At 66.0% G+C, this 12,945-nt stretch carries 10 protein-coding genes; 5 read left to right on the forward strand and 5 right to left on the reverse strand.

Annotation, left to right across the window (positions count from 1 at the left end):
- Positions 1-156 precede the first annotated feature (156 nt).
- From WA237_RS05720 to WA237_RS05735, 4 genes are all read left to right on the forward strand, one after another.
- Positions 157-3,354, forward strand: coding sequence for an Ig-like domain-containing protein (locus WA237_RS05720; RefSeq protein ID WP_336096987.1), 3,198 nt, complete (start codon positions 157-159; stop codon positions 3,352-3,354).
- Between the two features lie 71 nt (positions 3,355-3,425).
- On the forward strand, positions 3,426-4,745 hold the full coding sequence (locus tag WA237_RS05725; RefSeq protein WP_336096988.1) for a TolC family protein: 1,320 nt from the start codon (positions 3,426-3,428) through the stop codon (positions 4,743-4,745).
- A complete protein-coding gene (locus WA237_RS05730) occupies positions 4,742-6,976 on the forward strand; it encodes an ATP-binding cassette domain-containing protein (RefSeq protein WP_336096989.1) in 2,235 nt (744 codons plus the stop codon). Before WA237_RS05725 ends, WA237_RS05730 begins: the two co-directional genes overlap by 4 nt.
- A 1-nt stretch (position 6,977) precedes the next feature.
- Positions 6,978-8,165, forward strand: coding sequence for an HlyD family efflux transporter periplasmic adaptor subunit (locus tag WA237_RS05735; RefSeq protein ID WP_336096990.1), 1,188 nt, complete (start codon positions 6,978-6,980; stop codon positions 8,163-8,165).
- Positions 8,166-8,171: 6 nt separating this feature from the next.
- Here WA237_RS05735 and WA237_RS05740 read toward each other — a convergent pair whose 3' ends face one another.
- Genes WA237_RS05740 through WA237_RS05755 form a run of 4 tightly spaced genes read right to left on the reverse strand, consistent with a single transcriptional unit; the run spans position 8,172 to position 11,258 of the window.
- Positions 8,172-9,176 (reverse strand): OmpA family protein, encoded by a 1,005-nt coding sequence (locus WA237_RS05740; RefSeq protein ID WP_336096991.1) that lies wholly within the window; start codon positions 9,174-9,176, stop codon positions 8,172-8,174.
- Between the two features lie 38 nt (positions 9,177-9,214).
- Entirely contained in the window at positions 9,215-9,784 is a 570-nt protein-coding gene (locus tag WA237_RS05745; RefSeq protein WP_286908581.1) for a peroxidase-related enzyme, read from the reverse strand.
- Positions 9,784-10,539 (reverse strand): GNAT family N-acetyltransferase, encoded by a 756-nt coding sequence (locus WA237_RS05750; protein WP_336096992.1) that lies wholly within the window; start codon positions 10,537-10,539, stop codon positions 9,784-9,786. The genes WA237_RS05745 and WA237_RS05750 overlap by 1 nt, the downstream gene beginning before the upstream one ends.
- Positions 10,536-11,258, reverse strand: a complete 723-nt coding sequence (locus tag WA237_RS05755; protein WP_336096993.1) for a competence/damage-inducible protein A — start codon at positions 11,256-11,258, stop codon at positions 10,536-10,538. Before WA237_RS05755 ends, WA237_RS05750 begins: the two co-directional genes overlap by 4 nt.
- An 84-nt stretch (positions 11,259-11,342) precedes the next feature.
- On the opposite strand from WA237_RS05755, the gene sfsA reads away from it, so the two are divergent.
- Positions 11,343-12,047 (forward strand): DNA/RNA nuclease SfsA, encoded by a 705-nt coding sequence (gene sfsA / locus WA237_RS05760; RefSeq protein ID WP_336096994.1) that lies wholly within the window; start codon positions 11,343-11,345, stop codon positions 12,045-12,047.
- A 1-nt stretch (position 12,048) separates the two neighbouring features.
- On the opposite strand, the gene WA237_RS05765 is transcribed toward sfsA, so the two are convergent.
- The gene (locus tag WA237_RS05765) at positions 12,049-12,900 is read right to left on the reverse strand and encodes a mechanosensitive ion channel family protein (RefSeq protein WP_336096995.1); all 852 of its coding nucleotides are present in this window, start codon (positions 12,898-12,900) and stop codon (positions 12,049-12,051) included.
- Between the last annotated feature and the right edge of the window lie 45 nt (positions 12,901-12,945).

Below are 12,945 nucleotides of genomic sequence, written 5' to 3' on the forward strand. Positions count from 1 at the left end.
CCCTGTAAATGCACGCCAAGCCGCGAAGTTGGGAGAAATCCTGAAAATTTTCTGGCAGAAATGTGGCGGTGGGATTAAAATCGGCTCAGAAGATCAAAGACAACAAAAACGCCCTCACGCCAAAGTGGGGGCAGAGGCTTTAAGAGTGGTGGTGTTATGAAGGCGATTGATTTCGTCACCCGCACGAGTGCGGGTGCAGCCCAATATGGGTCCATTTCCGAAAACGACAGCATGATGACGCTCCGGGCCGAACCGGGGCAGGAGCTATCGCTCAACCTGCGGCAATCCGAGGTCAACGGATATGCGCGCAGCGGCGGCGATTTGCAGATCACCTTGACCGATGGGCGGGTGATCATTCTCGAAGATTATTTTGGCGCCGATGGGGTGCCGGACAGCCGGCTTTTCATTTCGGCGGATGGTTATCTCAACGAGGTGACGCTGGTCGAGGGCGGCAATGGCACGCTCTACGCGCAATACGGGCCGACCGAGCAATGGGGCAAGTGGAGCCCGTCGGAAGAGCTGATCTTCCTCGACGAGGACGAGCGGGTCGCGGCGATTGCCGGGACCGGTGACGAGGATGTCTCGATGCTCGGGGCGGCGGCGCTTTTTGGCGGCAGCGGTCTGGCGACAGCGGCGGGTGTGGGCGCGGCGGCGGTGGCGGCCTCGACCCTCATTCCGGGCGATGGCAGTGGCTCGGGCGACGGGCGGATTGCCCCGTCGGTGGATCAGGAGGGGCCGATCACGCTCGGCGGTGACGGGGTTGGCCCGGACACCGATAGCGTGACCCTCACCGGTCGCGCCGAGCCGGGATCGACCGTCACGGTCACCCTGGGCGACAAGAGCGTCGAGACCACCGCCGATGACGAGGGCAATTGGCAGGCCGAGTTTGCCGGCGACACTTTCACTTCGGACGGCATGCACACGGCCACTGTGACTGTGGTCGAGCCGGATGGCACGACGAGCGATCTGGCCGGGCCGGAGGTCACGATTGATACGACCCCGCCCGAGACCTCTGTGACCCAAGGCACCGAGGCCAGCGGCGAGATTTTCAACGCCGAAGAATTCGGGCAGGGGATCGAGCTTGCCGGGAGCGGCGAGCCGGGGGCGACGATCAGCGTCACCGTCGAAGGCGTGACCCGCGAGACGGTGGTGAGCGAGAGCGGCAGCTGGAGCGTCACCTATGAGGCGGGCAGCCTGCCCGAGGGCGAATACACCAGCGCGGTGACGGTGATCAGCCGCGACGCCATGGGCAACAGCACGACGGTGACCGAAAGTATCGCAATCGACACGGTGGCCAATGCGGTCAGCATCTCGACCAGCCAGATCGAGGGCGACGGCACGATCAACCAGGCCGAAGAGGCGGATGGCACCACCATCGTTGGCACCGCCACGCCGGGGGCTGTGGTCGTGGTGAGCGTGCAGGGCGTCGAGCAGACGGTGACCGCGGGCGGCGATGGCAGCTGGAGCGTGACCTTCGCGCCGGGGACCTTGCCGCAGGGCACCTATGAGGCCGAGATCACCGCCAGCAGCACCGATGCGGCGGGCAATGTGAACACCACCACCGGCACGGTGCAGGTGGACACGCGGGTCGATAATTTCGCCCTGACCAGCAGCAGCGGCGGCACCGATGGGGTGATCAACGCGCAAGAGGCGCAATCGGGGCTGGAGGTCACCGGCACGTCCGAGCCGGGATCGACCATCGTGGTGCAGCTTGGCAGCCAACAGGTGACGGCGGTGGCCGGGGCCGATGGCAGCTGGAGCGCGACATTTGCCGCAAACCAGATCACGCCGGGCACCTATACCGCCACGATGAGTGCCACGGCCACGGATCTTGCCGGCAATACGAGCACCCAGACCCAGAGTGTCACGGTGGACACCGAGGCGGGGCTCTTGACGCTCAATGCCGATCAGATCGGCGGCGATGGCACGATCAACCAGGCCGAGGCGCAGGCCGGGGTGCAGGTCACGGGCCGCGCCGATCCCGGTGCGACCGTCACCGTCACGCTCGACGGGGTGGCGCATGAGGTTGTGGCGGGGGCCAATGGCGTCTGGACCACCACCTATGCCAGCCATGAGATCACCGAAGGCGTGCATGATCCGGTGGTGACCGCCACCACCACCGATGCGGCGGGCAATGCCACCTCGGTCAGCGATACGGTGAATGTGGACACAAGGGTCGACAATCTCACCATGGGCGGCGGCGGCTTTGCCGCGACGAGCGATGGCCGGTCGGTGATCAATGGCGATGTGGCCGGATCGGGGTTCGAGCTCACCGGCACGGTCGAGCCGGGCTCGACCGTCTTTGTCAGCATTGGCGGCACGCGGGTCGAGGCGGCGGTCGATGCCAATGGCAATTGGGTCGCGAGCTTTGGCCCCGGCGCGATTGCGGATGGCGAATATGATGCGGCGCTGATTGTCGATGTCACCGATGCGGCGGGCAACACGCAAAGCCTCACCGATACGGTGCGGGTCGACACGCTGGTCAATGCGCTCGACAAGGACAGCCCGGTCGAGGGCGACAATGTGGTCAATGCGGCGGAGGCCTCGGACGGGGTCACGCTCACCGGCAAGGTCGAGCCGGGCTCGACGGTCACCGTCGATCTCTTTGGCAAGAGCTATGCGGCGGTGGTCGATGCTTCGGGCAATTGGCGGGTTGATCTTCCGGCGGCGGATATTCCGCAGGCGGAAGAGAGTTTCGACATGGTGATCCGCGCAACCGATGCGGCGGGCAACGTGAGCAGCGTGACCGATAGCATCGCCATCGACACTCTGGTGCCGGATCAGCCGGATGTGGTGGGCTATTTCCGCGACCATTCGGGCAACCGGAACACCACGATCGAGACCACCGACGAGGACATTTCCATTCACCGTGTGGATGGGCCGGAGGGGGCGCAAGAGCTCAACCTCTATGAGGCGAAGGATGCGTTTCTCAACGAGTCGACCTATCACTTTCTCGATGCGGCGGGCGCGCCGAAGAGCATCCCCGACGGCTCAGAGCTTGTCATAACCGGGACCGATGCGGCGGGCAATGCCAACAGCACCTATCTGGTGCTCGACGAGGCGGGGGTGACCACGGTCGATCTCGGCAGCAACGCGGTGGACGGGTTCAACATCGAGACCGTCGATCTGCGGTTCAGCGACCAAACCGAGCTTACCATCACCGCCGATATGCTGGCCGGGCTGTCAGAGAATTCCGACACGCTTCTGGTGCGCGGCGGGACCGATGACACGCTCACCATCAGCGGCGCCAGCAAGACCGGCACCAAAGACGTCGATGGCGAGGCCTATAGCGTCTACAGCTTCGACAATGGCAGCTCGATCGTGGTCGATGACGATATCAAGACCGTCATCTGATCGCGTGACAGGCGGCCCCCGGCATGGCGGGGGCCGCGCATAACAAAAAGCTACCGATCAAGGGGCAGTACATGGGGCAATGGGTTTGTAAGTCAGGGGTGATGCGGCCGGTGGCGGGGCTTGTGGCCATGGTGGCGCTGTCGGGCTGTCTGGCCCCCGAGGCGGGCGATGGCAATGCGGTGTCGCGCTTTCTCGCCAAGCCGGCGACGGCGGGGGCCGCGTCGCAGCAAGATGCGCAGAGCACCGTGATTTCAGATTTGCAGGCCCGGCAGAGCGTTCTGCCCCAGGGCAGCGCCTATGCCCAAGTGGCGCAGGCGGTGCTCGAGGCCAACAGCCGCAGCGCCGAGGCCGAGCTGCGGGCCGCGCGGCTGCGCGCCGAGGCCGCGTCGAAGAACTGGCTGCCGAAGATCGGGCCGAATATTTCGCTCAGCTCGCTGAGCGAGGTGGTGGCGACGATCTTTGTCGAGCAGGTGCTCTTCGATCACGGGCGGCTCAAGGCCGAGCGGCGCTTTGCCAAGGCCGATGTCGAAGTGGCCGCCGTAGGGCTTGCCGAGGACAGCAATGCGCGGGTCGAAACCGCGCTCGATCTCTATCTCGATGTGCAGGAGGGGCGGGCGCGGGCGGCGCTGCAGCAGGCCTCTCTCAAGGATATGCGCCATTTCGAATGGATCATGCAGGAGCGGGTCAAGGGCGGGGTGTCTGACCCGTCGGATCTGAGCGTGCTGCGGCAGAAGCTGGGCGAGATCAGTTCTGATCTGCGCTCCGCCGAGCAGCAGTCGCGCACCGCCATGGCCGAGCTCAACGCGATGAGCGCCACGCCGCTCGATGCGGTGCAGGGCGGCGGCACGGTGGCGGTGGCCACGACCAGCGCGCGGCCCTTGTCGATGCTGCGGGCCGAGGCCGAGCGCGACCGCGCCGTGGCGCAGGCGCAGGTGGATCGGGCGGGGCTCTTGCCCGGGCTGACCGCGAGCGGCACGACGGGCACGCAATCGAGCGGGCCGAATGTGACGCTCGGCGGGGGCGAATTGCTCGGTCTCGGGACCGGGGCGAACCTCAAGGCCATCGCGATGGAACGCGACGCGGCCGACCGGCGCGTGGCGCAGGCCGAAGAGGACAGCAACCGGGTGCTGCGCCGTCTCGAGGCGCGGATCGAGGGATTGCGGCGGCAGAGCGAAGAGGCCGCACGGCTGAGCCAGCAGGCCAAGACCAATCTCGACCTGTTTCAGCGGCAGTATGACGCCGGGCAACGGCAGGTGATGGATGTGGTCGGCGTCTACGAGACCTATGCCCAGCGCCGCAGCCTCGCCATTGATCACCAATATGAGCTGTCGCGGGCAAGGATCGAGCTGGCGCGCCATCTGGGGGTGCTGGCAGATGGGGGTGATGTGTGAGCAGCAAACCCGTCACGCTCAGCTTTACCGGGGTCTCGGCCCGCCCGGGCCCGACGCCACCGGTGCAACCGGTGTCGAACGACCCGCACCCGCCACGGCAGGCGGCGGCACAGACATCCGATCTGGAGCCGCGGCTGCGCACGCGGGCCGATCTGGCGTCGATCTACAGCGCCCTGCTGGGACAGCCGATCCCCTCGGGGGATATCTACGAACGCATGCTGCGCTTTGGCGAGGGCAATGACATTTCGCCCGAGCGGCTGGCCGAAGGGATGGGCGCTTCGGGGCTCTTGATCTCGGTGCGCCGGGTGGCGAGCGCCGCCGAGGCAGAGTGGCCGGCGCTGGCGCAGATGACCAGCGGGCAGCATGTTCTGGTGTTGGGCGCGGCCGAGGGTGAGATCATCCTCTATGACCGCAGCTGCGTCGACAATCGCGCGCGGGTGCCGCTCGCAAGCTTTGATCCGGTCTTTGCCGGGATCACGATCCATGCCGAGGCGAGCCTTGCCCAGATCGCCGAGCGCCATGTGCCCGAGACGGCCCAGCCGCATTGGTTCTGGGGCCAGTTCCGGCAGTTCAAACGGCAGTTCGCGGAAATCGCGCTCGGGTCTTTCGTGGCCAATCTGCTGGCGGTGGCGGTCGCGCTGTTTTCGCTGCAGGTCTATGACCGGGTGATCCCGCATCAATCGGTGGCGACGCTTTGGGTGCTGGCCATTGGCGCGATGATGGCGCTGGTGATGGAAGGCGTGCTCAAACTGGCGCGGGCCAAGCTCATGGATGGGGTCGGGCGGCAGATCGAGGTGACGGTGCAGGATCTTCTGATGTCCCGCATTCTCGGCATGCGGTCGCAAGAGGCGGGGCGGTCTCCCTCGACGCTGTTCACCGCGATGCGCGAATTTGGCTCGGTGCGCGAGTTTTTCACCGCCTCGACCATCGGCTCGGTGGCGGATATTCCGTTTCTCTTCGTCTTCCTGCTGCTGGTGGCCTCTATCGCGGGCAATGTGGTCTGGGTTCTGGTGCTCGGCGGCATCATCATGGTGGTGCCGGGGTTCTTCCTGCAAAAGCGGATGATCCGCCTCACGCAGGAGACACAGGGCGCGGGCGGCAAGGCGTCGCGGCTCTTGCATGAGGCGATATTCGAGCTCGACACCGTCAAGACGCAGCGCGGCGAGGATCGGGTGCGGCGGCTCTGGGCCGAGCTCACCAGCCTCTCGGCGCTCAAATCCAGCGAACAGCGCAAGCTCGCCTCGGCGCTCACCTTCTGGTCGCAGGCCATTCAGCAGGGCACGTTCGTGGTGGCGATCGTGGTCTGTACCTTCCTCGTGTTCGCGGGCGAATTTACCGTGGGCTCGATCATCGCGGTGAGCATCCTCACCAGCCGGACGCTCGCCCCGCTGACCCAGATCGCGGGCACGATGGCGCGCTGGGGCAATGTCAAATCGGCGCTCGACGGGCTCGACGCGATTGCCGGCTCCGAGCAGGAGCGCGCGGCGGGGCGGAGCTATCTGCGGCGCGACGAGATCGGCGGCGGCTATGATCTGCGCGAGGTTCGGTTCGGCTATGATGACGAGGGCGGCGCGCCGGTGCTGGATATTGCCGGGATCAGCATTCAGCCGGGTCAAAAGCTCGCTGTGCTGGGATCGAACGGGTCGGGCAAGACCACTTTGCTCAAGCTTCTGTCGGGGCTTTATGCGCCCGAGGCCGGGCGGGTGATGCTCGACGGGACGGATATGGGCCAGATCGAGCCGGGCGATTTGCGGCGGCTCATCGGCTATCTCGGGCAGGACGTGCGGCTCTTTGCCGGGACGCTGCGCGAGAACCTCAATCTGACGCTGCTCGAGCGCGACGATGCGCGGCTGATGGCGGCGCTCGACTTTGCCGGGCTGGGGCCGTTTGTACGGGCGCATCCCAAGGGGCTCGACCTCGAGATCGGCGATGGCGGGCAGGGGCTCAGCCAGGGGCAGCGGCAATCGGTGGGCTGGGCGCGGCTTTGGCTGCAGGACCCGAAAGTGTGCTTGCTCGATGAGCCGACCGCGGCGCTCGATCAGACGCTGGAGCGCACGCTGGTGAGCCGGCTCGAGACATGGCTCGACGGGCGGACGGCGGTGATTGCCACGCACAGGGTGCCGATCCTGGCGCTGACCGACCGGACGATGATCCTGCAAAACGGCCGGCTTGCGGTAGATGGCCCGCGCGACAAGGTTCTGGCCCATCTGACCAGCGCCGGAGGGGCGTGAGATGGCGGTCGGGACGACGAACCTCGCGGGGCAGCTCAATGCGCGGCTGCGCGGCGCGAGCCTGACGATCTGGCTCTGTGCCGCGACGGTGTTTTTGTTTCTCGTCTGGGCGGCTTTTGCCTGGCTCGACGAGATCGTGCGCGCCGAGGGGGCGTTCATTTCCTCGTCGCGGCCGCAGATCATCCAGAACCTCGAAGGCGGTATTCTCTCCGAGCTCAGGGTGCAGGAGGGCGATGTGGTGGCGCAGGGCGATGTTCTCGCGCGGCTGCATGGCACACAGTTCCGGTCCTCGGTCGAAGACCTGAGCGATCAGGTGGCGGCGCATGAGATCCGGCGGCTGCGGCTCGAGGCCGAGCTGGCGGGGCAGTTCGATTTCACCGTGCCCGAGGATCTGGCGACCCGCAGCCCGGATATCGTGGCCTCGGAGCGGTCGCTCTTGCAGGCGCGGCAGGCCGATTACGTCAAGCGCAGCGAAGGCGCGGGCGCGGTTCTCAAACAGGCGCGCGAAGAGATGGACCTGCTCGAGCGGCTTCTCAAGAAAAAGGTGGTGGCGCTGATCGAAGTGACCCGGGCGCGCAAATCCCATGCCGATGCCAAGACCCGCTATGACGAGATCGTCACCCAGACCGAGCTCGACCGGGCGCAGGAGTATTCCGACACGCTCAAGGAGCTGGCGACCCTGCGGCAGAACCTTGCGGCCTCGCTCGATCAGCTCGACCGGACGACGCTGGTGAGCCCGATGCGCGGCATCGTCAACGATCTCAACATCACCACCATCGGCGGCGTGGTGCGGCCGGGCGAGCAGATCCTGTCGATCACCCCGCTCGATGAAGAGCTCTTTGTCGAGGCGCGGGTGGCGCCCGAGGATATCGGCAATATCCGCGAGGGGCAGGAGGCGACGATCAAGCTCACCGCCTATGATTACACGATCTATGGCACGCTCAAGGGTGAGGTGGATTTCATCTCCTCCGACACGTTCAAGGATGAAAACGCCCGCGATCCCAATGGCGATCCGCATTACAAGGTGACGCTCAAGGTCGATATGACCGCGCTCACCCCGCGCCAGCAGGCGATCGAGATCCGCCCCGGCATGCTCTCCGAGGTCGAGCTGCACACCGGCGGCAAGACGGTGCTGCAATATCTGCTCAAGCCGCTCTACAAATCGAAAGAAGCGTTTCGAGAGCCGTGATCGGCCCTATTGGGTGGTGAGCAGCACCGCCTCGACGCGGCGGTTGGCCTGACGCCCGGCCTCGGAGAGGTTCGACGCGATGGGCGCGAGATAGCCCACGCCATCGGCCTCGAGCTGGGCGCGGGGCACGCCGTGACCCTCGACCAGACGGTCGAGCACGGCCCGGGCGCGTTGCCGCGAGATCGAGATGTTGATGTCGCGCCCGCCGGTGGCATCGGTATGCCCGACCAGCGCGATGCGGCGCGCGCCATCCCCTTTGAGATAGGCGGCCAGCGCGGTGAGCGAGGCAAAGGGCCCGGGGCCGAGCGTGGCCGAGCCGGTGGCAAAGTCGAGATCGCCAAGGATGCCATGACCTTGCGACATGAGCTGTTCGGTGATCTCGCCGGGCGCAGCGGTGGGGGACGGCGCGCTGGGCGTCGGCGGGGTCGCAGTGCCGGGGTTGGGCGCGGTCTCTGGGGTCGCAGTCTCGGTGGGCGTCGTGGCCGGATCGGGGGCGGTGGTGCTGGCGCGGATGCGCAGCGGTTCCGCGCCCTCGGGACGGACCAGCGTGATCTGGGCATAGGTGTTGGCGCCGGTGGTGCTGATCAGCACGGTGGCATGGGGCGCGGTATCGCCTTGGCCGAGGCGGGCCGAGAGAAAGCGATAGTCGAAGAGATCGACGAACATCGCGGGCGCCGGCAGCACATCAAGGCCAAAGCGAAAGTCGAAGCCACCACAGTCGCGGCCCGCGCAGCGCAGCATGGTCTGATAGCCGGCCTCACCCAATTGCCGGGCGAGCGCGTCGAGCGCCTGCAGCGTGCTGGTGCCGCCGCCGGTGATGCGCCAGCTTTGCAGGTCGATCGTGCCTTCGATGTACTGCGTCGGTATATGGTCGGTGTCCCATCGGTCCAGTGGCACGGCCAGACGGTCGCCCGTCCGGCTCTCCTGATGGGTCTGAACGGCGCGGCCCGGCAGCACCAGGTCGAGCGCCAGAGAGGGAGCGCCGAAACCGGTGGCGCCAAGACACAACATGGCGGGCAACCCCCGCCGGACAAAGCCAGCCCGCATGGTCACCGGGCCTGGGCGTGATAGTCGGGATTGGGCTGCATCGCAGTGGCGCTGGCCACCCGGTTCGACATGTTGAAGAACCCGGTCACATTGGCGATGTCCCAGATGTCGCGGTCGCTGAACCCGGCGTCGCGCAGGGCCTGACGGTCGGCTTCGGTGATCTTGGCGCTGGCGGTCGTGACCTTTTCGGCAAACTCGAGCATCGCGGTTTGGCGCGCGTCGAGATCGGCCATGCGCCAGTTCATCACCATCGCCTCGCCCAGCTCGGGCCGCCCCGAGAGCGCCCGCACCGCCGCGCCATGGGCGACCTGACAGTACCAGCAGCGGTTGATCGCGCTGACCACCACGGCGATCATCTCGCGCTCGAGCTTGCTCAGCCCGCTGTCGGCGAGCATGAGGTCATTGTACATGGCGGTGAAGGCGTTGAGCTTGTCGATGTCGAACGCATAGGCCTGCAGCACATTGGGGATCATCCCGAGCTTGTCCTGACAGACATCGAAATATTTCTGCGTCTCGGGCGGCAGCGGGTCGACCATCGGCAGGTCAAGGGCGGTGGGGCGTGGGTCACTCATCAATCTTCATCCTTCTTGATACGGTAATGATAGCCGCCGACACGGGCCATGCCGAGAGCGGAATAGAGCGCGTTGGCGCCTGTGTTGGCGGCGGTGCAGATCACCGACATATGCTGCGCGCCCTGCGCGGCGGCCCAGCGCGCGGCCTCGATCATCAACCAGCGGCCCTGACCGGCGCGGCGTTGGCTGGCGAGCACTTCGAGCGCGTGGACCATGGCGATGCCGTCATGCAGCCCGACATAGCCGGTGGCGGCGGGGCGGTCGCCATTGCGACCAAAGAGCGAGGTCTTGGGGCAGGTGGCGCGGTCCATCACGGCGAGCCGTGCCGGGCCGATGCCGCCCTTGGCCCAGATGTCGCGCTGAATGGCCATCGGCTCCCAGATGTGAAAGCTCGCGGTGCGCGGCGGGGTCATCTCGCTCAGCGTCTCGATGCGCGAGAGCCAGATGTTGACCGGGTCGATGATGTCATAGCCCGCATGGGCGAGCTGGGCGTCAAAGTCGTGATCGCCGTCGCGCAGCATGAAGAGCGGTGTCTCGCCTTGGGCGCGCATGGCGCTTGCGGCGCGCTCGATCTCACCCTCGGGGGCGGTGCCGCCGGGGCTGTCGAGCGTTGCCGCCGAGACCCGTTTGCCGCCGCCCGCACCGTCGCGCAGGGTAAAGGGCGCGGCGGGGATGAGCCGGGCCGCGGGCCAAGTCACCTCGACCACCTCATAGAGGCGGGCCATGTCGGGGGTCTGATTGACCGGGGCGCTCATGCGGGAAAGGCCCGGTCGAGCGCCGCCATCGCCGCATCGAGCCGCACGGCATCCGAGCCGCGCACCACCACATTGGTGCCAAAGGCGCCGTTGAGCTGAAACGGGTAGGAGCCAAAGCTCAGCTCGGGGAACTCCTCGGCAATCTGGCCGAGGGTCGCGGCAATATCGCCTTCGCCGCGCAAGAGCTGCAGGCTCTGCGACAGGATCGGCGCGCCGCCGGTGAGGGTGGGCAGGACGCCCGCCACCATTGCCTCGAATATTGCCGGGACGCCCGCCATGACATGGACGTTTTCGAGGCTGAACCCCGGTGCCGCGCTGATCGGGTTTTCAATGAGCGTCGCGCCCTCGGGGATACGCGCCATGCGCAGCCGCGCGTCGTTCAGCTCGATCCCCTGCCGGTCGTAATGGGCGGCGAGGATGGCGCGGGCGTCGTCGCGCACATCGATGGGCCGGTCAAAGGCGCGGGCCACATTGTCGGCGGTGATGTCATCATGGGTCGGGCCGATGCCGCCGGAGGTAAAGACATGGGTGTAGCGCGCCGCCAGCGCCTTGACCGCCTCGGTGATCGCATCGGGCACATCGGCCACCACGCGGACCTCTTCGAGGTCGATGCCGTGGCTGGTCAGCGCTTTGGCGAGATGGTGCATATTGGCGTCGCGGGTACGGCCCGAGAGGATCTCGTCCCCGATGATCAGCATGGCAGCGGTGGGATTGGTCATGGCGGCCTCTTCGAGTTCGGCAAGCACGGGGGCACCGGGGTGCCCGTCTTGAACGGGTGTTGCATTGGGTATAGGGCCGGGACCATGCGCTTTCAAACCCCTCTTGTGCCGGCACGGCTCATTCGTCGCTATAAACGCTTTCTGGCGGACATCCGGCTCGAGGCGGATGGGCGGGAGGTGACCGCCCATTGCGCCAATCCCGGATCGATGATGGGGCTGGCCGAGCCGGGGATGCGGATCTGGGTCGAGCCCAATGACGATCCCAAGAAGAAGCTCAAATTCGGCTGGCGGCTGGTCGATCACGAGAACGGCCATTTCACCGGGGTGGATACGAGCCTGCCCAACCGGGCGCTGCGCGCGGCGCTCAAAGCGGGGCAGGTGGCCGAGCTGGCGGGCTATGATCTCATCCGCCCCGAGGTGCCCTATGGCGAGAAGAGCCGCATCGATTTCCTGCTGAGCGGGGCGGGGCGGCGTGATGCCTATGTCGAGGTGAAATCCGTGACATTGTCGCGGCAGGCAGGGCTCGCGGAGTTTCCCGATAGCGTCACCGCGCGCGGCACCAAGCATCTCATGGAACTGGCGCGCATGGCCGAGGCCGGGCATCGGGCGGTGATGCTCTATCTCGTGCAGCGGACGGATTGCCGCGAGATGACCCTCGCCCAGGACATCGACCCGGCCTATGCGGCAGGGTTCGCGGCGGCGCGGGCGGCGGGGGTCGAGGTGATCGCGCTCGATTGTGCGATCAGCCCCGAGGCCGTCACCCTGCGCGACAGGGTGACGGTGCGATAGCTCACTTGGCCTGCACGAGGGTGCGGGTCGGGAAGGGAATGTCGAGCCCGTTGTCGTCGAGCGCCTCTTTCACCTTGCGCTTCATATCGGCCTGATACTGAAAGTAATCGGCCGAGCTGACCCAGACGCGGACGAGGAAATCGACCGAGCTGTCGCCCAGATTGTTGACCTGAAAGAACGGTGCGGGATCCTCGAGCGAGCGTTCGTCCGCCATGATCGTGTCGCGGATCACCTTTTCGGCCCGGGCGAGATTGACGCCATAGCCCACGCCAAAGGTCCATTCGGCGCGGCGCAGCGGATAGGTCGAGTAGTTGGAGATCGTGTTGCCCCAGACCTCGGAATTGGGGATGATCGTCTGCACATTGCCGAGGCTGGCGATCTCGGTCACGTTGAGCGTGATATCCTTGACCGTGCCCATTTCGCCTGCGACCGCGATGAAATCGCCGATCTTGAAGGGGCGAAAGAGGATGATCATCACCCCCGCCGCCACATTCGACAGCGTGCCTTGCAGCGCCAGACCGATGGCCAGACCCACCGCACCGATGGCGGCGATGAGCGAGGTGGTCTGAATGCCGAAAGTGTTGAGCACGAAAAGCGCGGTGAAGGCGAGGATCGTGTAGCGGGCGATATTGCCGAGAAAGTGAAACAGCGTCTGATCGAGCGAGGCGTGGCGGTCGCTCAGCCCGGTGATGCGGCGCTTGGCCCAGCCCGACAGGACGATGCCGAGAAGGATGATCACGATGGCCGCGACGAGACTGCCCAAAAGGCCGGTCAACGCCTTGAGCGTCACGAGATCGGCCAGGGTCTGACCGTTGTAGATTTCCTGATTGAACAGATCCTGCAAAGCATCCATGGCTGAGTGTCACTCCTGTCGTTTTCAACTGGCACCGGGTTTGCG

It is taken from the genome of Roseovarius sp. CH_XMU1461, from assembly GCF_037027165.1.
Taxonomy (GTDB): Bacteria; Pseudomonadota; Alphaproteobacteria; order Rhodobacterales; family Rhodobacteraceae; genus Roseovarius; species Roseovarius nubinhibens.

Excerpts from the sequence above, each read along its gene's own strand:
- WA237_RS05735 (WP_336096990.1), top strand. The coding sequence starts at position 6,978 with ATGGCGGTCGGGACGACGAACCTCGCGGGGCAGCTCAATGCGCGGCTG.
- WA237_RS05740 (WP_336096991.1), bottom strand. The coding sequence starts at position 9,176 with ATGTTGTGTCTTGGCGCCACCGGTTTCGGCGCTCCCTCTCTGGCGCTC.
- WA237_RS05725 (WP_336096988.1), top strand. The coding sequence starts at position 3,426 with ATGGGGCAATGGGTTTGTAAGTCAGGGGTGATGCGGCCGGTGGCGGGG.
- WA237_RS05745 (WP_286908581.1), bottom strand. The coding sequence starts at position 9,784 with ATGAGTGACCCACGCCCCACCGCCCTTGACCTGCCGATGGTCGACCCG.
- WA237_RS05720 (WP_336096987.1), top strand. The coding sequence starts at position 157 with ATGAAGGCGATTGATTTCGTCACCCGCACGAGTGCGGGTGCAGCCCAA.
- WA237_RS05755 (WP_336096993.1), bottom strand. The coding sequence starts at position 11,258 with ATGACCAATCCCACCGCTGCCATGCTGATCATCGGGGACGAGATCCTC.
- sfsA (WP_336096994.1), top strand. The coding sequence starts at position 11,343 with ATGCGCTTTCAAACCCCTCTTGTGCCGGCACGGCTCATTCGTCGCTAT.
- WA237_RS05750 (WP_336096992.1), bottom strand. The coding sequence starts at position 10,539 with ATGAGCGCCCCGGTCAATCAGACCCCCGACATGGCCCGCCTCTATGAG.
- WA237_RS05765 (WP_336096995.1), bottom strand. The coding sequence starts at position 12,900 with ATGGATGCTTTGCAGGATCTGTTCAATCAGGAAATCTACAACGGTCAG.